The sequence below is a fragment of the Glaciecola sp. 33A genome, assembly GCF_002836745.1.
Classification (GTDB): Bacteria; Pseudomonadota; Gammaproteobacteria; order Enterobacterales; family Alteromonadaceae; genus Glaciecola.
Window position 1 is genome coordinate 178,882 of the sequence record NZ_PJAR01000024.1, and the last position, 18,683, is coordinate 197,564.

The 18,683-nt window shown below is 39.1% G+C and carries 17 protein-coding genes; 3 read left to right on the forward strand and 14 right to left on the reverse strand.

Annotation, left to right across the window (positions count from 1 at the left end):
- Positions 1 to 390 precede the first annotated feature (390 nt).
- On the reverse strand, positions 391 to 1,308 hold the full coding sequence (locus tag CXF81_RS01270) for a LysR family transcriptional regulator (RefSeq protein WP_198556286.1): 918 nt from the start codon (positions 1,306 to 1,308) through the stop codon (positions 391 to 393).
- 351 nt (positions 1,309 to 1,659) lie between these two features.
- On the opposite strand from CXF81_RS01270, the gene CXF81_RS01275 reads away from it, so the two are divergent.
- Positions 1,660 to 2,031 (forward strand): DoxX family protein, encoded by a 372-nt coding sequence (locus CXF81_RS01275; RefSeq protein WP_101179405.1) that lies wholly within the window; start codon positions 1,660 to 1,662, stop codon positions 2,029 to 2,031.
- 457 nt (positions 2,032 to 2,488) lie between these two features.
- Here the strand turns inward: CXF81_RS01275 and CXF81_RS01280 are convergent, their stop codons facing one another.
- The 13 genes from CXF81_RS01280 to CXF81_RS01340 form a co-directional block, all read right to left on the reverse strand.
- A complete protein-coding gene (locus tag CXF81_RS01280; RefSeq protein WP_101179407.1) occupies positions 2,489 to 3,730 on the reverse strand; it encodes a malic enzyme-like NAD(P)-binding protein in 1,242 nt (413 codons plus the stop codon).
- Between the two features lie 306 nt (positions 3,731 to 4,036).
- Positions 4,037 to 5,263, reverse strand: coding sequence for an NAD(P)/FAD-dependent oxidoreductase (locus tag CXF81_RS01285; protein WP_101179408.1), 1,227 nt, complete (start codon positions 5,261 to 5,263; stop codon positions 4,037 to 4,039).
- A 49-nt stretch (positions 5,264 to 5,312) separates the two neighbouring features.
- Positions 5,313 to 6,245, reverse strand: coding sequence for a VOC family protein (locus CXF81_RS01290; protein ID WP_101179409.1), 933 nt, complete (start codon positions 6,243 to 6,245; stop codon positions 5,313 to 5,315).
- A gap of 22 nt (positions 6,246 to 6,267) precedes the next feature.
- Positions 6,268 to 7,074 (reverse strand): SDR family oxidoreductase, encoded by an 807-nt coding sequence (locus CXF81_RS01295; RefSeq protein WP_101179410.1) that lies wholly within the window; start codon positions 7,072 to 7,074, stop codon positions 6,268 to 6,270.
- A gap of 15 nt (positions 7,075 to 7,089) precedes the next feature.
- Entirely contained in the window at positions 7,090 to 7,956 is an 867-nt protein-coding gene (locus tag CXF81_RS01300) for an alpha/beta fold hydrolase (RefSeq protein ID WP_101179412.1), read from the reverse strand.
- Between the two features lie 44 nt (positions 7,957 to 8,000).
- Complete coding sequence (locus CXF81_RS01305; protein ID WP_101179413.1) at positions 8,001 to 8,540, reverse strand: cupin domain-containing protein; 540 nt, start codon at positions 8,538 to 8,540, stop codon at positions 8,001 to 8,003.
- A 94-nt stretch (positions 8,541 to 8,634) separates the two neighbouring features.
- On the reverse strand, positions 8,635 to 9,384 hold the full coding sequence (locus CXF81_RS01310; protein ID WP_198556287.1) for an SDR family oxidoreductase: 750 nt from the start codon (positions 9,382 to 9,384) through the stop codon (positions 8,635 to 8,637).
- A gap of 51 nt (positions 9,385 to 9,435) precedes the next feature.
- Entirely contained in the window at positions 9,436 to 9,747 is a 312-nt protein-coding gene (locus CXF81_RS01315; RefSeq protein WP_101179416.1) for a Rieske 2Fe-2S domain-containing protein, read from the reverse strand.
- An 8-nt stretch (positions 9,748 to 9,755) separates the two neighbouring features.
- On the reverse strand, positions 9,756 to 12,374 hold the full coding sequence (locus tag CXF81_RS01320; RefSeq protein ID WP_101179417.1) for a TonB-dependent receptor domain-containing protein: 2,619 nt from the start codon (positions 12,372 to 12,374) through the stop codon (positions 9,756 to 9,758).
- 246 nt (positions 12,375 to 12,620) lie between these two features.
- Positions 12,621 to 12,935, reverse strand: a complete 315-nt coding sequence (locus tag CXF81_RS01325; protein ID WP_101179418.1) for a 2Fe-2S iron-sulfur cluster-binding protein — start codon at positions 12,933 to 12,935, stop codon at positions 12,621 to 12,623.
- A 44-nt stretch (positions 12,936 to 12,979) separates the two neighbouring features.
- On the reverse strand, positions 12,980 to 14,059 hold the full coding sequence (locus CXF81_RS01330) for an aromatic ring-hydroxylating dioxygenase subunit alpha (protein ID WP_101179420.1): 1,080 nt from the start codon (positions 14,057 to 14,059) through the stop codon (positions 12,980 to 12,982).
- 31 nt (positions 14,060 to 14,090) lie between these two features.
- Entirely contained in the window at positions 14,091 to 14,390 is a 300-nt protein-coding gene (locus CXF81_RS01335; RefSeq protein ID WP_101179421.1) for a recombinase-like helix-turn-helix domain-containing protein, read from the reverse strand.
- Between the two features lie 95 nt (positions 14,391 to 14,485).
- Positions 14,486 to 15,763 (reverse strand): MFS transporter, encoded by a 1,278-nt coding sequence (locus CXF81_RS01340; RefSeq protein WP_101179422.1) that lies wholly within the window; start codon positions 15,761 to 15,763, stop codon positions 14,486 to 14,488.
- Positions 15,764 to 16,201: 438 nt separating this feature from the next.
- Here CXF81_RS01340 and CXF81_RS01345 point away from each other — a divergent pair, with 438 nt between their 5' ends.
- Both CXF81_RS01345 and CXF81_RS01350 read left to right on the forward strand, forming a co-directional pair.
- On the forward strand, positions 16,202 to 17,878 hold the full coding sequence (locus CXF81_RS01345; RefSeq protein WP_101179423.1) for a thiamine pyrophosphate-binding protein: 1,677 nt from the start codon (positions 16,202 to 16,204) through the stop codon (positions 17,876 to 17,878).
- Positions 17,875 to 18,666, forward strand: coding sequence for an aspartate dehydrogenase (locus tag CXF81_RS01350; protein WP_198556288.1), 792 nt, complete (start codon positions 17,875 to 17,877; stop codon positions 18,664 to 18,666). Before CXF81_RS01345 ends, CXF81_RS01350 begins: the two co-directional genes overlap by 4 nt.
- The last annotated feature ends 17 nt before the right edge of the window (positions 18,667 to 18,683 follow it).

An 18,683-nucleotide genomic window follows, 5' to 3' on the forward strand; every position in this document is an offset into this window, starting at 1 on the left:
AACCAGTTTGCTGTCACACAGGCTAATCGATAGCGTTAATTTGTCTTATACACTAAAAGATTGCTGCAACAGTAACAATGCATTTGTATCTCAATATTGAAATTTTATGATGAGACGATACTGAAAAAGTGTATATTTTCCTAGTTAAAGATTTAGAGCTTGGTTTCAAAGTTGTGCGAGTTTATTAAGGTTTGGCACCTAGACCTTACGGTTAGGCTAACTAGCCGGAATGAAAGAAAGCCACCGTCAGTGCCTGGAGACTATTCGTGACAGACACCTTCATGGGGGATCAAATTATTTGTAGCCAGTGACCGATTTACGGCAGGCAGTTAGCAAAGGCGACTGACCACTCCGTTCCATCAGCTGTCATTGGTTAGATCAATTCGACGTTTAATTAGCGGAAAATTTATTCTGAAATCGATTCTTTAAAAAGTTTGCAAAAACTCTTAACCTTGCTGGCATCAAACGCGATGGTGCCAAGAGATGAATTTCTACCGGTTGCAGTTGCCAACTCGGCAAGACCTGAACCAATTTCTCCTGAGTGACAAGCTCCATGGCAATTGTTTTGTCGATGATACCTATGCCAGCGCCGAGAAGCGTCAGTTGGCGCAACATCGACATATTGTTTGCCACAAAACGCCCATCCACTTTTACTAATGCGGCCTTGTCGGATTTTAATTTTTCCACCTGTTCAAAAATCCAAGTAGAACCGTTTTCATTTGCGTGCAAACGAATACACGAATGAAGTGCTAATTCTGCCGGTGATCTCAGTGGCGGACTGCTTTTGAGATATGCCGGAGCTGCATACAAAGCTAGAGGCAAAACTCCAATCCGTACTGAAATCAAGTTAGAGTCATCGAGACGACCTATTCTAATTGCTGCATCGAAGTGCTCTGTTGCTATGTCAACTTTCCGATTGCTGAGATCGAGTTCGAAATTAACTTCAGGATATTGTTCCGCAAACTCCATAAGAATCTCCGCCAAAAATGTTGCAGCAAAATCCGGCGTACATGAAAGCCGCAAAGTGCCGCGCGGTTTGGTGATTAACTCGGATAACTGTTCGTGCGCGAGTTGAGCTTCTTCGACAAGTTGGGCGCACCGTGCGTAATAGGCAGCACCTGCATCTGTCACATCTACACGCCGAGTGGTTCGATGCAGCAGTTGTGTGCCAATCTGCTTTTCCAAACCGGAAATTCGTCTTGAAACAGTGGATGTGGGCATCCCCAGGTGCTTGGCAGCACGCGTAAAACTCTTCTCATTTACCACCGCTACAAACAGACCAATATCCCGCAGCAGTTCTGGATTCATACAGTAGCCCCTATATCTAATTATTGCATTATTACAATAGTGTATTCTATTTGAGCTATTTATAAATATATTTGCATCAATTATGATTCCCTCCACCCAACTACCGATCGAACATATTTCAGGTATGGACAGTTGGTAAGGCGAAAGTAATCTAGGAGAAAAAGACATGGACCGAAGAGAAATCCTTAAGGGAGCAGCCGGAGCGATGGTGCGCTTAAGTGCAGCCTTGAAAAGTTTCGACAGATCGGATTAAATCTATCCTAATGGCGAGCCCATTCGCGGGGGGTTGTATGTATTTACTCATGCAGTATAAATATAGAAGTATTTTAAAATTAACTTAAGGAGAGAAAAATGAAATTTTTAGACAACTACTCGGAGTATACCTATGCAGTTTTTAGAATAGCGATAGGATTTATGTTCCTTTGTCACGGCACACAAAAGCTATTTAGCTTACCAATAGATTTCCCATATCCTTTAAACGCAATGAGTACCAGTGCAGGAGTTATTGAGTTGGCTGCAGGAGCCCTTATACTAGTTGGGTTTTATTCGCGGTATGCTGCATTTATCGCTAGCGGTACTATGGCCGCGGCATATTGGATGGTACATGGATTAAACAACCCATTTCCTATTGCAAATGGCGGTGAAATATCTGCATTCTATTGCTTTGCCTTTCTTTATATCGCTTCAAAGGGCCCTGGTATTTGGAGTTTAAATAAAAAATAAGAAGATGCATCTATTAAAGAAAACACATAATAAATAGGGATAGGTCGAGAGCTTTTTCTGCGACTTAATCCTATTGTTGGACAAGCCCGGTGTTGAAGGTGTCTGCTTATATAGTAGATATATCGGTTGAGGGCGAAGGGCATATAGGGCGAAGTGATGCCGCTCTTTTTTGTCTATCACCTGTGAGGTTGTTTGCAGTCGTTTGGGTGTGGGCGCATACTGTGCCTACGCGCACTCCATGGTTGTGTTAGTTAGCTTTAAGCCGACATTCCGCGGCATTTTAAGAATATATTCGCTGGTAATTAATACCTAAAATTTTAATGACAATGGCTTGCTTTTCCTGCCATTGCTCAATCGCTGCAAAGGCATCAGTGCGACAGACACCTTGGTAGCCCTTACAAATGGGGGCAAATAATACAAACTATACTCAATCCTTTACTCCATCATACTGATACAATTAAGACATGTAGTTATCAGGCATAGGTAAAGTAGCCACGCCAGAATCAACTGCCGCTTGTGCTACAGCTTTAGCAACAGCAGCCAATAAACGAGAATCCATAGGTTTAGGTATTATATAATTCTTACCAAAATTTAATTCTTTTTCACCATATGCAGTCAACACTTCAACAGGAACGGACTCTTTCGCCAAAGTACGAATGGCATGAACAGCTGATACTTTCATTTCATCATTAATAGTGCGAGCTCTAACATCTAACGCACCACGGAAAATAAATGGGAAACATAAGACGTTATTTACTTGATTTGGATAATCGCTTCGACCCGTTGCCATTATAAGGTCACTTCGTACAGCTAAAGCATCTTCAGGTTTAATTTCAGGATCTGGATTAGAGCAGGCAAAGATAATAGGATTAGGAGCCATCAATTTAACTTGCGCTTGTGAGAGTAAATTTGGACCAGATAGCCCAACAAAAACATCTGCACCACTAATTGCATCGTCTAAAGTGCGCTTGTCCGTATTGTTTGCAAATAATTTTTTATATTCATTCAAATCATCACGTCCTTTATGCACGATACCTTTTGTATCCAGCATATATATATTTTCACGCTGTGCTCCACATTTAATTAATAATTCCATACAAGCAATGGCCGCAGCCCCAGCACCTAAACAAACAATACTTGCTTGCTTAATATCTTTACCTTGAATTTCTAGCGCATTCATCATCCCTGCTGTAGTCACGATGGCAGTGCCATGCTGATCGTCATGAAATATTGGTATTTTACAGCGCTCAATTAACGCTTTTTCAATAACAAAACACTCAGGTGCTTTAATATCTTCAAGGTTAATGCCGCCAAAGCTATCAGCAATATTAGCAACCGTATTGACAAATTCCTCAACCGTTTTATGCGTTACTTCGATATCGAAAGAATCAATGTTTGCAAAACGTTTGAATAAAAGGGATTTCCCTTCCATTACCGGCTTTGCTGCCATTGGCCCTATATTACCTAAGCCTAATACAGCCGTACCATTTGTGATAACAGCAACAGTATTACCTTTAGCCGTGTATTTATAAACATCATCGGGATTATTCGATATCTCACGGCATGGCTCTGCAACGCCTGGACTATACGCTAGTGATAAATCTTCAATGGTTTCAGCGGCCGTAGTTAATAAAACTCCAATTTTACCTGGTGTTGGTAATGCGTGGTAATCAAGTGCTTTTTGACGAAGATCAGACATTAATTTTCCTAATGCGTTAGTTGTAAATTTCTTGAATAAATATTTTATATAGCTATTTATTATTGTTGTGATGATGAGTGCATTACTAATTGGGACATCTAAAGCTGTTAACTATGTAAAAATCAGTAATGAAAGAAGACACTTCTGAACAGACCCTAACTAATCTATACTGGGTATTGTTGGCTTGGTATGAATGGATGGCTGACTGCTAAAAAAGCAGTAGCCGTAATTATATTTTTATAATGCTTCACTTACCCAATCGTAAGTTTAAATCCGAACCATCCTGTGTGGTTTAAGACAAAAACATCAAGAGGTTAATATTTCTTTCATCGAGACACCTAAATTAGCAAGTTTAGCTTCATCAATAGTGATATTTTCGATAATTAATTTTTTCCCTATCATGAATTCTGCTGGGCTATTCACTGCATCAACCGCAATAACTTTCTTACCAAGTAAATAGAATACTGCAAAACGTCGACCATGCTTTATATCACCACGTACGACTAATGAATCGTAGCCCTGCGATAAACCGGCTATTTGTAATTTCATGTCATATTGATCAGACCAAAACCAAGGTAAAGTATTATAGGCGACAGATTTATCGCAAATGTAAGCAGCTGCAGTTTTAGCTTGGTCGGTAGCATTTTGTACTGACTCTAATCTTAAATATTTCTTATAAATCGGATTATAATGCCAAGCACAATCGCCACTTGCGACAATATCAGGGTCGCTTGTACATGCAAATTCATTGACTTCAATACCATTACCTACTGCTAAACCTGCTTTTTCTGCAATTTCTTGATTCGGCAATACGCCTACACCGACTATTATTAATTCAGCCGGGTAGCTATTACCGTTGGTGCAAACAACAGAATTTAGATTATCTTTAGCCTCAATTGATGAAACAATAACTTCAGTAACAACGTTAACCCCTTCTTCCGTATGAACTCGAGTATAAAATTCAGATAATTGTGGTGCCGTTACACGTTCTAACACTCTCGGCATCATTTCTAAAACGGTAACATCCATCCCCAATTTTCGTAATACCGCTGCGGTTTCTAAACCGATATAACCACCACCAATAATGACAGCTTTTTTATCTGGCTTTGCAAGAGTCTTAATATAGTCAACATCTTTCGCTGTTTTTAAATATGAAATTCCTGCAAGGTCACTACCTGGTATCGTTAATTTTCGAACACGAGAACCTAGAGTGAGAGCTAATTTATCGTAATTAAGTATATCGCCATTGTTTAGTGTTACGGTTTTATCAGCACGATTAATTGCAGCCAAACCAACGCCTAAATTAAATTCAATATTTTGCTTCTCATAAAAAGAAGCGGGTCGTAATAGAATATTACTTAACTCTTTTGTACCCGCTAAGTACGCTTTTGAAAGAGGAGGGCGATGATAAGGTAAGGCTCCTTCATCACCGACAACAATAATACGGCCTTCCCAACATTCTTGACGTAAACTGACACTTAATTGTGCTCCACTATGGCCAGCACCAATGATAATGCAGGTTTTGTCTAACATTGTTTTACTCCACAATAACTGGGCAGTGTTACCAGTTTGTACATAATGACTACGTTAGTTTTTGACGGCGGGTTTCTAGATCTAACCCCCCAACTATCGCCCATTCAGCATAATTCTCAGGCGTTGGTTCTAAATTCAGACGTGGCTTCCAATCGCGGGTTAAATAATCTTCATCTGAATAATATTCAACTTGGCCGCCACCTGGACATTGAAAATACCAGAAGAACGCAGATGAAATAGGGTGACGGCCTGGTCCTACCAGTGTATCCCATTGACAACCACTAAAATGTAAACCACCACCAACAACTTCATAAATGTCTCTCAACATAAAGGACACGTGATTAATGCCCTTTTTCCGGTTTGGGACTTTTAATAAAAATAAGTTATGGTGAGTTCCTTCTTCAACACACCGGCTAAAGAACCCGCGTCCAGGATAAGCATCGGTGATATTAAAACCTAACAAATCGATATAAAAACGTTCATGAGCTTCCAAGTCTTCAACAAAAAAAACTACGTGGGAAATATTTAAAGGTCTTGCTCTGTCATAAACTGGTGCAGGTAAATCGACTCGAAAAATTTGGTCATAGGTATTACTCGGTGTGCCCTTAACATCTGCTTTTTGGCATTGGGTAACTTGAAAACCGATAGAGAGACCATTTGGATCTATACAGCGGGGAATACCATCATCTCCCCAAGTAATATCGACAGTTGAAGAAATTTTATCAACAAAAGCATTAAGTGCCTCTTGATTTGACACTCCCCAGATAACTTCGCGAACTGTAGGCCCCTCTTCAATCGCCTTCGGCAATTGAGGATCTGACGTTTTCCGTAAAATTATTTGGGATTTCTCTAGCGTTTCCAATACCTTAATATCAGCTTCATCTTTTACTAAATTTAAACCCCAATCAGAGAAAAATTTACACGATAGTGACATATCATCAACACCGTATGTTACTTTTTCAATTCCAGTTAAACCGTTCATAATGTAGTTTCCAAAAATTAATTTAAATGTGTTTCGCCATGCCACCTGAGACATCAATAGTGCTGCCTGTGGTATATGATGATGCTGGTGAAGCTAGGTATAATAATGCTTTCGCTGGCTCTTCAGGATGACCAAACCTTGCTAGTGGAATATTCTTCTGTTTCGCCAATTGGTTAAGCCATGCTTCGTAAGATTCAGTATGCGGTTCATTTGAAGACTTGGCTTTATCATATCGTTTTTGCCATTGCCCTGATTCTATCGTACCTAACAAAATTGAGTTGACACGAATACCTTTTCGGGCAAATTCTTTAGCCATACTGTGTACCAAATTTAACAAACCAGCTCTTGCTGCAGAGGTGGCAACCATGTGAGGCTCAGGTTGTAATGCTAGTAAAGAATTAACACATACTATCGACGGATTATCAGAGCCTTCTAATAAAGGTAAAAATGCTTGAGTTGGATATATGACCCCAAAAAACTTCAAATTGAGTTCAGCAACCCATGCTTCATCTGTGGTGTTTGAAAACGTTGAAACACGTCCACCGCCCGCATTATTAATTAAAGCATTAATGTTTCCAAACCTTTCTTCGACGGCCTTTGCAAAAATGTCTAATTGATCTTTTTCTAGCACATCACAACAACGAGCTAAAATGTTACTTGTAGGGAATTTATTTTCCAAATAAGCACTTATTTCTGTTAGCGTTGTTTGATTTCGAGCACAAAATGCAACATTAGCACCCTCTGCTAATAACAATTCAACCGTCGCTAAACCAATACCCGATGTGCCACCGGTAACAACTACGGTTTTATTTTTTAGACCTAAATCCATTCGTTAAACTCCTCTTTATTGCTCTATTTTATTTCTAATAAAACAGAGTAAAAAACGTTCGAAAATATCGGCTTGCTCAATATAAACGGCATGCCCCGCATTGGGTATTTCTTGAAATATTCCTGAGTGGCAGGTATGTGCAACTAATTTTGCACTTTCTACAGGAACAACTATGTCGTCTGCGCCGTATAAAACTAACACGGGTCCGGTATAGTTTTGTATATCATCAATTAAATCAGACGACGCTAACATAGCTGCGGCTGCTATATAGCCGCGTTCCCTCAACCGTCTTGTATTCCACTGTACTAAATCCACTGCTCCTTGTTTAGCGTTTCCAGATAACAAACGTGATGGGCTTAAATGGGCCATTCCATCAACGCCTGTTTGTGTCATGTCAACTACACGATCATTGACTATTCCATCTCGAGTTGTTTTACTCTGCTTGCCGTAACCTAACGCGGGATTAACAAAAGTAAGGGATTGTATTTTTTCAGGCCAATTTTTAGCAAAAGCAGCAGCGATAATGGCCCCTAACGAATGACCTACTAGCTGTATTTTTTCCAGTTGTAAATGGTTGATTAATATCAATAACCGTTTGGCATATGCTTGACTAGCTGAAGTAGAGTCAACAATTATGTTTGAGTCACCATAACCAGGTGCATCCCAAGCAATTAAACGGTATCCGCCAAACTTACTTTCTAATTGTTGTAACCATGAAGCCGAGCTAGAACCAATACCATGAAGAAAAACAATCGTTTTATCGCTCTGGACACCATTTTCGCGATAAGAAACTGTTACATCCTTTTCAGTTGCTAACTGCAGTGGATATTGAGCCAACCTAGTGGTTAATTCTTGCATTCGTTCAGCGGTATTATTTTTCATTTATCATAAGCTCACTTATTCAACGTTAACATTCAACAATAAACCTAAACATTGCGCTTTATTTTGGATAATGGGTGATAGTCTGGATAAGTAGGTATTTGCGGTTTTCCTGAGCCTAACATAACAAACATTAGCGCTTCTTCCTGTCCAATATTATTTAAACCACGGTATATTCCAGCAGGAACAGAAACCAGATCTCGTTCATTTAAAACGGTGGTATATCGTTTATCACCATCTTCTAAAAATAGCTTTATTGTTCCTTTGTAACAAAAAAAGACTTCTTCAACATCATGATGGACATGCATTGGTCCTTCACATCCTGCAGGTAGGCACATAGTTGAAAAAGTAAAATTTTCAGCCGGCACTACATTCATGTCACTACCTACACCCGCAGCACCAGTTCCTAGATATCTCACTTGTGCACGACGGTAAACAGGATTGTAATCGGCTTGAAATTTCAAGGCATCCCAATCATATTTTCTACTTGCAAAACGAGCGACTCTCGATTCAATTTGTTCTCCAAATTCAGTATCGATATCGACATTTTCAAATAGTTTTTCGTTTGTTACATTATTATCAGTCATTCTTTTATCCTTACAATTTTAAAAATTAATTGTCTATACAAACCAATTAAATGTTCTTGATACGAAGGCGATGTTTAAAGCATCAAGACTTTTTTTAGTTCATCACAAAGCCGCCATTAATTGGTAATAACTGGCCGGTGATAAAATTTGCACTGTCAGAGAGTAAAAAATTTACTACACCAACAACATCTTCTGGTAGTTGAGCGCGAGAAATCGCACGTCCATTTTGATATAGTTGATGACGCTCTTTTGGAACATACTCTGTCGCATCAACAAGTGTTAGTCCGGGAGCAATGGCATTGACACAGACATTATCATTTCCTAATTCTCGTGCCATTGATTTTGTCATCGCAATAATGGCTCCTTTACTCGATACATAATGCATCAATTGGGGCGCTCCCCAAAGGGCAGTGTCGGATGCAACATTAACAACTTTCCCGCAACTTGATTGACGTAAAAAAGGAGCCGCAGCGCGTGTCATTAACCAGGTTCCTCGTACATTAACATTCATCACCCGGTCCCAAACGTCAATATCAATGTCTTCCATTGAAACACCGCCTATTCCTGTCGCTATTGCGCCATTATTAACAAGGCCATCTAAGCCACCCAACATTTTCATCGATTGTGAGACACATGCTTCAATGCTGCGAGGGTCACCTAAGTCAACTTGAACAAAATGGGCGTCATAACCTGATTTTTGCAAACTGTTCGCCACTGCAGATCCTTCAGTTTCTAAGATATCGGCAATAACGATATGTGCACCTTTCTCAACTAAACTGATAGCAAAAGCTTGCCCTAAACCACGTGCAGAACCGGTGATAATGATACGTTTGCCTTTAAGCATTATTTGCTCCATTTATCTAGAAATACACTTATTTAATCGACACTTGCTAAGCTACAAGTAACCATGTATTTCACCCGCACTTACTCGTATTTCATATTTAATGAGATCTCGTCCTGGTTGGCGCAAGCATTGACCGCTAGGAATATGAAACAGTGCATTATGAAATGGACATTGCACTGTTTCATTAACCACCTTTCCTTGCGATAACAAGAAAAAGTTTTGTGCATGCGGGCAAGCATCTTCTACAGCGTAATACCGGTTATCTAGATGATACAAACCAATATATTGATCATTTATCTGTAATGTGAGCTTTGTATGTTTAATCAGCTCACTTTCAGTTGCTAAAAATAACCAAGATGTCATTATTTGCTCTATTCAAACGAGATTTTGAAAGAGAGATACGCTTGTCGCCCCAATGCATTGTGGGTTAACGGATCATAACCACTTCGCGAAATAACATCAGGCGCTTGCTCATCAAATAAGTTTTTAACACCTAGAGTCAAAGCAGCAGGAGTACCTTCACCAAAAACAGCGCCTAGATCATAATTAAATTGCACATCAACTGTGGTATGGCTATCAACACTATTTTCAGAATTATCATCTTCATAATCACTGACATAACGCACGAATACATTGCTTGAATGTAGATCACCCTTCCAAGCAACGCCTACAGCTCCACGAAGATCAGGCATAGGCACGCCAAAATTGGTAAAATTTCGTTTGTTTTTGCCATCAATATTACCCGCGATAGGGTCTTCAAGGTCGTAAGTTAAGACATAACTTGTATTAAGTGTAAGATTGACTTTACCTATCTCAGTATCAAAGCTTTTAACAATAGATAAATCAATTCCGTCTGTTTCCAAAACACCAGCATTTCTGAAGAATGTGGTTACCGTCAATAATTGACCACTGTTAGGATCTCGCTCAAGTTGAGGACCATTTGGATCATTAGCAACAAGTGCCGTAGCATTTTCCGGGGTAATAAATTTGTCATAGTCAAAGCGCCAGTAATCTATACTCGCTGAGAAATCATTATCAGGTAAAAACCAAGTTAGACCAAGGTTATAAGTGTCTGAGGTTTGCGCTTCTAATGAATTGTCTTGATCACCTTCGGTTCTTGATGAAACTGTTGTTAAACCACCTGATACCGGGTCAAAAACCCGCGCTGGTACGGTCAAACCACCAACGGTTTGAAACAAAGAAGGCGCCTTAAATGATTCACCATAAGTTCCACGAAAACTAAGCTGATCAAACAACCAAATAAAACCAATTTTAGGATCTACCGTATCAAAATCACCTAAATCTTCATACCGTAATGCCGCTTGAATATTCAAACCTTCTACCACAGGTATATCTAGTTCTACAAATGCTGCGTAAGTATCAGCATCAGTGGAAAAATCTTGATTTCCGCGGAAAAAATATAGGTTATCATTTTCTGCCTGTTCGCTATAATCATACTCCAGCTCACTTTTACGATACTGAATACCAGCAGCAAGGGCAATAGTGCCTTCAGGTACTTCAAATATTTCACCTGAAGTGTGAGCGTCAAACGTGGTTAATGTCGACGTTGCTTCAAAAGCATATAATCCTTGAAAATCTGCAATAACACTAGGATCATTAACAGCACCAAATAGTGGGTTATAAAACAAATCATTATTAGGTCCGCCTTGGCCAAACAGGGCAGCTGTAAAACGATCAATTAAGGTATCTTGAAGATTAGAATACTCATAAATGTTTTCACTATGCCCTAGTGCTGCTTGCCAACTCCAATTATCGTTAAAGTACCCATTAAAACCAAAAACAGCACGCCAGGTTTCTGATTTGATATCTACTTCGCTTGATGCTGAGCCTGAGCCACTAGGACGTCCAAAAAATAGTGCCCCTTGAGTATTACCCAAAGCCGCTGCTGATGGATTTGTTGGCGGAATAAAAGGTGGGAATAAAAGAGGTTGTGAAGGAGAGCCTTTTGTAAGTATCTTGTTGTCGCTATACCCTAGTTCCACAAACAATGACGTTTCGTCAGACAGTTTGCTATTAAATTCAGCATAGACGTGGCTTCTTTCTTCTTCGGCGACCATACTAAAAAAATCACCGAAGTCAAAACCACAAAACCCAATAGGTGTGACACCTGTGGTAGTCCCTGGATTTTCAGCTGCTACTTGTTCACAGCTCGGATCTGCAACACGTTGAGGAGCCCCGGCAGGTTGAAAAACTAAAAAAGTCCCTGGGTGGCCAAAGTTACTAGTGGCATCTCTTAGTTCAAATTCATCGCTACGATCGGCGGCTGACAATGGAGATCTGTCGAAGTAACTGGCCGCAAAAATTAAGTTACTGTCATCAAATTCATGCCCATATAAGACACTGAATTGACCATCATGCTGGCTATCACTAGTGGTTGCTTTATAATCTACATTAAATTCTAGACCAACGAAGTCGCTTTTCGTCTTGAAGTTAGCTACACCTGCCACCGCATCAGAGCCATATAACGATGAGGCGCCATCCTTTAAAATTTCGACTCGGCCAATAGCAATGGTCGGTACCAATGAGTTTAAATCAGTAAATTGATCACCATTTAATGTTGTAGCTGCTGTATTGACTTGGCGTCGACCATTTAATAACGTCAGTGTTGAACTTACCCCTAAACCCCGCAAATTAATATTAGACGTACCTAGGGAAAAGGTTTGATTAAAGCCATCGTTATTATTTTGTGCCCCTGCATTAACGGATAATGAACTTACAATATCAACAGCGTTAAACGCGCCTATTTTTTCGATATCATCAGCATCAAGTATTTCAACGGGGGATGGCCTATCGGCTTGTTCCTGACGTCTTATATAACTGCCGATAACGGAAATTAATTCGACTTCTTTTTTAGCAACTTTTTCATCAGACTTTGGTGGTTCTGCTGCAAGTGCTGATGATACAGCTATTGCAGACGTTACTAAAATTGTCGCTAATTTTGATGTTGTATTTATTTTAGAATTATTCACTTTTATCTCCTCAAACCATGTTTTAGAATGATATTATCGACCATAATATAAACATTGTTTTATCTGTGATACAGTATTGTTTAATTATAATTACAATTATCATCTTCATTTTTATAAATATTTTTCACTTAACTCAGAACATCATTAAGATATTAACGACAACGACCAAGGTCCTAAAATTCCGTTAAAATTAGTGTCTATCGTAATATTTAATGATGCTTACAAAACATACTCTCTTTTTACAAACTAATTTTGTGCTACGTAGACAATAAGTCCATCTAACGCATCAGTAACTTCTACTTGACAGGTTAAACGACTATTAGCTTTATTACCGACCACGTTTTCAAGCATAAATTCTTCCATGTCATCTTTTTTCGGTATTTTATCAAGCCATTCTGGCGCAATAAAGCTATGGCAAGTTGCACAGGCACATGCCCCTCCGCACTCAGCAACAATACCTTCAATTCCATTATTTACTGCCCCATCCATGATTGATGAACCACTTTCTACTTCAACTTCATGCCGGTTACCGTCTTCTGTAATATAAATTATGTTGGCCATAATATTCCTACTTAATCTTTAATTAAGGTACCTTGTTTAACTGATTACTCTGACTGGCTATGCAATACTACTTGTACGTTTTGTTTTTTATGATCCATCAATGCCTTCACTTGGACTCTCGCCGCTTTAGCAATTTCAAAGCGAATGCGGGATACACCTAAATCATGTTGATAGAGAAACTCATTATCTCGAGCATCGGGATCAAGCGCTTCAAGTAGAACCCTGTCTTGCTCAAGTACATCCCAATGACGCCCTTCAGTTCTATTTTTATACATGAAGTGCCACAAATCTTTTATCCAGCCTTCTACTTTTCTAACTCGCCAAAAATAAACCTGACAAGTATTTTCATCAATAGGTGTTGCAAAACCAATGATTGCAAAATTACCGCCTGGTCCAACCTTCTTTTGATAAGGTATTGCAAGTCTAAGCCAATGTGTACCAGTATCGCCGAATTCTACCCAGTCAAAATTCATTCCCGTTTGACCTTCTTTTTCAAAAAGCCAACCGTTCTTAGTTTTCTCTAATCGCATTTTGGCTTTTTTCTCACCCCAAGCCATAGTATGAGAATCGCCATGCAGATAAGCACCATGCATTGGGTCCATCACATTATCAATGGCATAGCGGTAACTGGTTTTCCAGATAGCGGTACAGAGGAATGATGAATACTCTTCTTTAACAAGTTCATCCGGTAATTCTAAGGCTACTGGCTCAGGGTTAAGTTCGTCGCCAAAATAAGCAAAAATAGCGCCCTTTATTTCTTGAATTGGGTAACTATGATTTTTCTTAGTATGCTCCATTGGGCAGTTATCAACCGCGGGTACGTTTACTACCATGCCATCTTTATCTACTTCGATGCCATGATACCAACAAGCGAGCTTATCACCCTTGTTTATGCCTAGTGACATACGTGCACCACGGTGTGGACAACTATCTGAAATCGCGTGTACATTGCCGTCATTATCTCGCCATACAGCAATTTTTTCACCTAAACGTGTGATACCTACTGGTGTATTTTTTACCCCCCAACTAGGCAGTATTGGGTACCATAAGTTTTTAACACCTAAACTAATACGTTGTTCGACTAATTTATCGAACTCATCATTAGTTATAGTTTGATCCGACATTGGTTGCTCCTTCTCTTACATATGTGTAAATTTACTGCTTTGCCAAATGAGACAATTCTAGTGTGAAGTTTTCTTCGGTGAATTCATTGCCATCTCTGTTATTAATACCTAATGTATTAAGCTTAGCGACTATTTCAGCTAATTCGTGTGTTTCTGCTAAGACGGTCTCTAACGCATCACCTAAATTATTTTCATACTCAGTTGGCAGCGCCGAACGAGTTTGCCAAACAAGATTATCAATATGATCATAGGTTTCAATAGAGCCTTTGGCTGGCCTGGTCTCAAGCCTAATTTGCTGCCAAAGTACTAAATTTTCATTATAGTCTTTCATTTTTTCTTCTCCATCTCATAGTGGTTAATAAAAAATATATTTATAGAGCGAATATTATTTTGTAACTATTCAGTTAATAATTATTACTCTTACTGCTATGTATTTATACCCTTATTAATTTTCATTTCCTTTGAATTACTTGACTCATGGGTCGGGTATGGGCTCATCAGTGAAAACAAAATACAGGAAAATATACTCATTCCGCAGCCAATAGCTAGTATATGTTGATATGATCCCCAGTGTTCAAAACTTAAACCCAACATGTAAGGACCAATACCTGCGCCTAATAAAAAACCAGCTAATACATAACCATAAATTTGAGCAAAAGACTTCAAACCAAAATAACGACCAACTAAATACCCAATTAAATCACTTTCAGCACCAAAGCCTAGACCGATTAGAAATATAGCCAGTAGTTGAAGGGGCATTGTGTCAGCATCAATCAATATTCCTAAACCTAAAGCCGCGAGGGAAAAAAATAAAATGGCAACATACGGTGCGAAAAATCGGTCTAATAAATATCCAACTAAAATTCGACCAAAAAAAGTTGCTAGCCCCATAAAACCAGCAGCACTCGCTGCCATCGTTGCCGTTAATCCACGGTCTTTTAGTAATGGGACTATGTGGGGTAGTAAGCCAGTCAAGAAAGCCGACATAATAGTTATTCCTGCACACATTAGCCAAAAGTTACGCTTTCTTAATGCTTCACTAGCCAACAAACCTAACAACGCAGGTCTTTCTGTTACTGTAATATTTCTATCATCAGGTTCATTTCGAATGATAAAGCTTACCAAAGGTAATGATATCAGCATCACCAACGCTGCTAATGTATAATACGTGGATTGCCAATCCGTAATATTCAGTAATGATTGCGTTAAAATAGGCATAACCATATAACCTAAACCCATACCTGATGCCGCAATACCGATACTGATCCCTCGCCGTTTATTAAACCAAGATGATAGGAGTCTTACATAAGCGATACTTTGGGCCCCTGTTGAAGCAACACCTGCGATAAAGGTAAGAGTGTAAAAAACATTTAAAGAATGTAGGCTTGAAGGCACAAGCGCTAATGCCAGTCCCATCAGCGCTATCGACGGGATTAATACTTTTTTTACCCCTAAACAATCAATTAAACGGCCAATAAATGGTGCTACAAGAATGGGAGATAAAGTAAAAATAGTAAGGGCGAGCATTAATTCAGAACGCCCCCAGCTATATTCTTGCTGTAGAGGTAACAACATAACACCAAGTGTGCCATACATAAGTGGCCCCGGACTGAACATCATTCCAACCACACAGACAAATAGTATTTTCCAACCAAAATAAGATTTAGAATCTTCATTTTCTAAAGATGATTGAGCATTTTTCAATGTTAACTCCTTTGCTGTAGATTTGATCGCATATGCATATGTAACTAACTTGTTTACAGAATAACCTTTTCTTTAACATTAATTCCACTATAAATAAAAACAATGTTTCCGATATAAAACAACCGTAAACCTGTACAATACTAAAGTCAAGTAAAATGTACATCTGCAACATCTGTACATCTGTAACAAAAGCAACAATATACAATATACAATAACTAATTGATAATAAGAGGATTTATAGGAGTAATAAAAACAAAATCTATATGTTAAATTATATCTCTCCTTACAAAAACAAGGTATTTAGCTTAAATTACTTACTTGACAATTAAACAAAGTAACTTAATATTAGTTCGCATATAAAACATTGTTTTTAATTTTACGTATTTTGGACTAACAAATAGTGAATTAAAACGTGAGCTTAATCAGGAGATAATTATCGTGAATAGTAAAAATGATGAATTCCAACAATACGGAACTGTTGGAGAGTTAATAGCAAAATTTTTAACTGCTTGTGAACTAAGAGCTGCTTTTGGTGTTATCAGTATTCATAATATGCCAATTCTAGATGCATTCGCCAAATACGGTGAAATTAACTTTGTACCAAGTAGAGGTGAAGCTGGTGGTGTTAATATGGCAGATTCCTATGCTCGAGTGAGTGGAAACCTTGGGGTTGCCGTTACAAGTACTGGTACTGCCGCGGGCAATGGTGCAGGCGCACTAGTTGAAGCACTTACTGCCGGCACACCTTTATTACATATTACCGGCCAAATAGAATCAGAACATATTGACCGTGATCGTGCTTATATTCATGAAGCACCTTTTCAACTGAAAATGTTACAGGCAGTATCAAAAGCGGCATTTCGAATTTGGTCTCCTGAAAGTGCTCTTGGGATATTACGAGAAGCGGTGCAATGCGCATTAACACCTCCTCGTGGCCCTGTTAGCATCGAGATCCCTATTGACGTACAAAAAGCACAAGTTAAGTTCCCTACAAATATTTCTCCTTTGCCTATTGTTGAGGCCCCATTGCCTAATGATCAAGTTGAACAGTTGGTTGCACAATTTAAAAACGTAAAAAGACCCATGTTATGGCTTGGTGGTGGCTCTAGACATGCCTTTAAAGCAGCCGAACGTTTAGCCAATATGGGTGTTGGTATTGTTACTAGTACTAACGGTCGAGCAGTTGTTAGTGAAGACCACCCCATGTCAATCGGAGCATTCAATGCCACTCCTTTTTCCGAAGACCTGTACAAAAGTATCGATCTAATGGTCGTGGTGGGCTCTCGTTTAAGAAGTAATGAAACATGGAATTACCAACTTGGTTTACCGAAAAATTTAGTAGTGGTTGATTTGGATGCGAAAGCCGATGGAAAAACGTATAAAAATAATGGTTTTATCTATGCGGACAGTAAGAAATTATTAGAGTCTTTAGCTGACCGTTTGGAGGGACAGCTTAACATTGATCCAACCCTAGCAAAAAGCATTGAGCAAACTCGTCAAAAATCTGAAGCTGAGTTACGCAAAGGTTTAGGTCCTTACAGTGATTTAGTTACCCAATTGCAAGAGTTATATACTAATGAGATGCCTTGGGTTCGTGATGTTACACTTTCAAACAGTATGTGGGGAAATCGTTTACTCAAAATAGCAGACCCGTTGAATGGTGTTCATGCGCTTGGTGGTGGTATCGGCCAAGGATTACCTATGGGTATAGGTGCTGCCGTTGCAGCAGGTGGTAGAAAAGTAATTACTTTAACCGGAGATGGCGGGCTTAACCTTTGTATTGGTGAAATTGCTACTGCTGCTCAAGAAAAAGTAAATATGACTTTACTGATTATGAACGATTCAGGGTATGGCGTAATACGTAATATTCAAGATGCTGATTATGGATGTCGCCAACACTACTCTTCAATTCAAATACCTGACTATGGCTTAATCAGTAAATCTGTTGGCATTCCTTTTTTTAGAGTGAGTTCAATTGCTGATTTTAAAGAAATAATGAAGCAAGCTTTAGAAATTAATGGCCCTGCTGTTGTTGAAGTAGACATGGTTAAAATCGGTCCATTTAGCGCCAATTTTGCAGGTCCACCGAAGCGTATTAAAGCAGGTGAGGCATGATTAAAATTGGCCTAATAGGCTTTGGTGCAATCGGTCGGTGTGTGATCGAAACACTCCCCAAAGCGTTAACTGAAGAATATGAAGTTATCGGTATCCTAACTAGAAAAGCTGCTGACAATTGGGTGAATAATATTCCCTCTTATAGCGATATAGACCAGTTACTTGCAAAACAACCCGACATTATTGTCGAATGTGCGGGTCATCATGCGGTTAAAGAATATGGTTGTAAAATATTAGAAGCCAATATATCACTCGTTATATCATCCATTGGTGCCTTAGCTGATAGTGTTTTATATCAACAACTTAAAGATTCATCTACGGCTAGTAAGGCAAAAATATATCTGCCGGCTGGCGCCATTGGTGGTATTGATGCCCTTGTTGCCGCAAAACTTGGCGGGATTCACGATGTCACTTATACCATGCGAAAGCCTCCCAAGGCTTGGCAAGGTTCGGTTGCTGAGACGGTGGTTGACTTGAATAGTCTTAAGCAGGCAACCGTTATTTTTTCTGGCTCTGCCGGTGAAGCAGCAACACTTTACCCTAAAAACACCAATGTAACTGCAACCATTGCGTTAGCGGGATTAGGTTTTGATGAGACAAAAGTAGAATTAATTGCAGATCCCAACATTATTGACAATATACACGAAATATCGGTATCCGGTGAAACAGGGTATTTTACCATTGTATTAAAAGGAAAACCCTCTGTGTATAACCCAAAAACTTCAGCATTAACGGCTTTTAGTGTCACTAAGTGCGTTGCTGATTTTGGCTCATCGATCATTATTTAAATTTATAGGAGTTTACA

Bases quoted from the DNA above. Each gene is read 5' to 3' on its own strand.
- CXF81_RS01285 (WP_101179408.1), bottom strand. From the start codon at position 5,263: ATGTTAGACAAAACCTGCATTATCATTGGTGCTGGCCATAGTGGAGCA.
- CXF81_RS01290 (WP_101179409.1), bottom strand. From the start codon at position 6,245: ATGAACGGTTTAACTGGAATTGAAAAAGTAACATACGGTGTTGATGAT.
- CXF81_RS01295 (WP_101179410.1), bottom strand. From the start codon at position 7,074: ATGGATTTAGGTCTAAAAAATAAAACCGTAGTTGTTACCGGTGGCACA.
- CXF81_RS01300 (WP_101179412.1), bottom strand. From the start codon at position 7,956: ATGAAAAATAATACCGCTGAACGAATGCAAGAATTAACCACTAGGTTG.
- CXF81_RS01330 (WP_101179420.1), bottom strand. From the start codon at position 14,059: ATGTCGGATCAAACTATAACTAATGATGAGTTCGATAAATTAGTCGAA.
- CXF81_RS01315 (WP_101179416.1), bottom strand. From the start codon at position 9,747: ATGACATCTTGGTTATTTTTAGCAACTGAAAGTGAGCTGATTAAACAT.
- CXF81_RS01305 (WP_101179413.1), bottom strand. From the start codon at position 8,540: ATGACTGATAATAATGTAACAAACGAAAAACTATTTGAAAATGTCGAT.
- CXF81_RS01310 (WP_198556287.1), bottom strand. From the start codon at position 9,384: ATGCTTAAAGGCAAACGTATCATTATCACCGGTTCTGCACGTGGTTTA.
- CXF81_RS01350 (WP_198556288.1), top strand. From the start codon at position 17,875: ATGATTAAAATTGGCCTAATAGGCTTTGGTGCAATCGGTCGGTGTGTG.
- CXF81_RS01280 (WP_101179407.1), bottom strand. From the start codon at position 3,730: ATGTCTGATCTTCGTCAAAAAGCACTTGATTACCACGCATTACCAACA.
- CXF81_RS01335 (WP_101179421.1), bottom strand. From the start codon at position 14,390: ATGAAAGACTATAATGAAAATTTAGTACTTTGGCAGCAAATTAGGCTT.
- CXF81_RS01270 (WP_198556286.1), bottom strand. From the start codon at position 1,308: ATGAATCCAGAACTGCTGCGGGATATTGGTCTGTTTGTAGCGGTGGTA.
- CXF81_RS01275 (WP_101179405.1), top strand. From the start codon at position 1,660: ATGAAATTTTTAGACAACTACTCGGAGTATACCTATGCAGTTTTTAGA.
- CXF81_RS01325 (WP_101179418.1), bottom strand. From the start codon at position 12,935: ATGGCCAACATAATTTATATTACAGAAGACGGTAACCGGCATGAAGTT.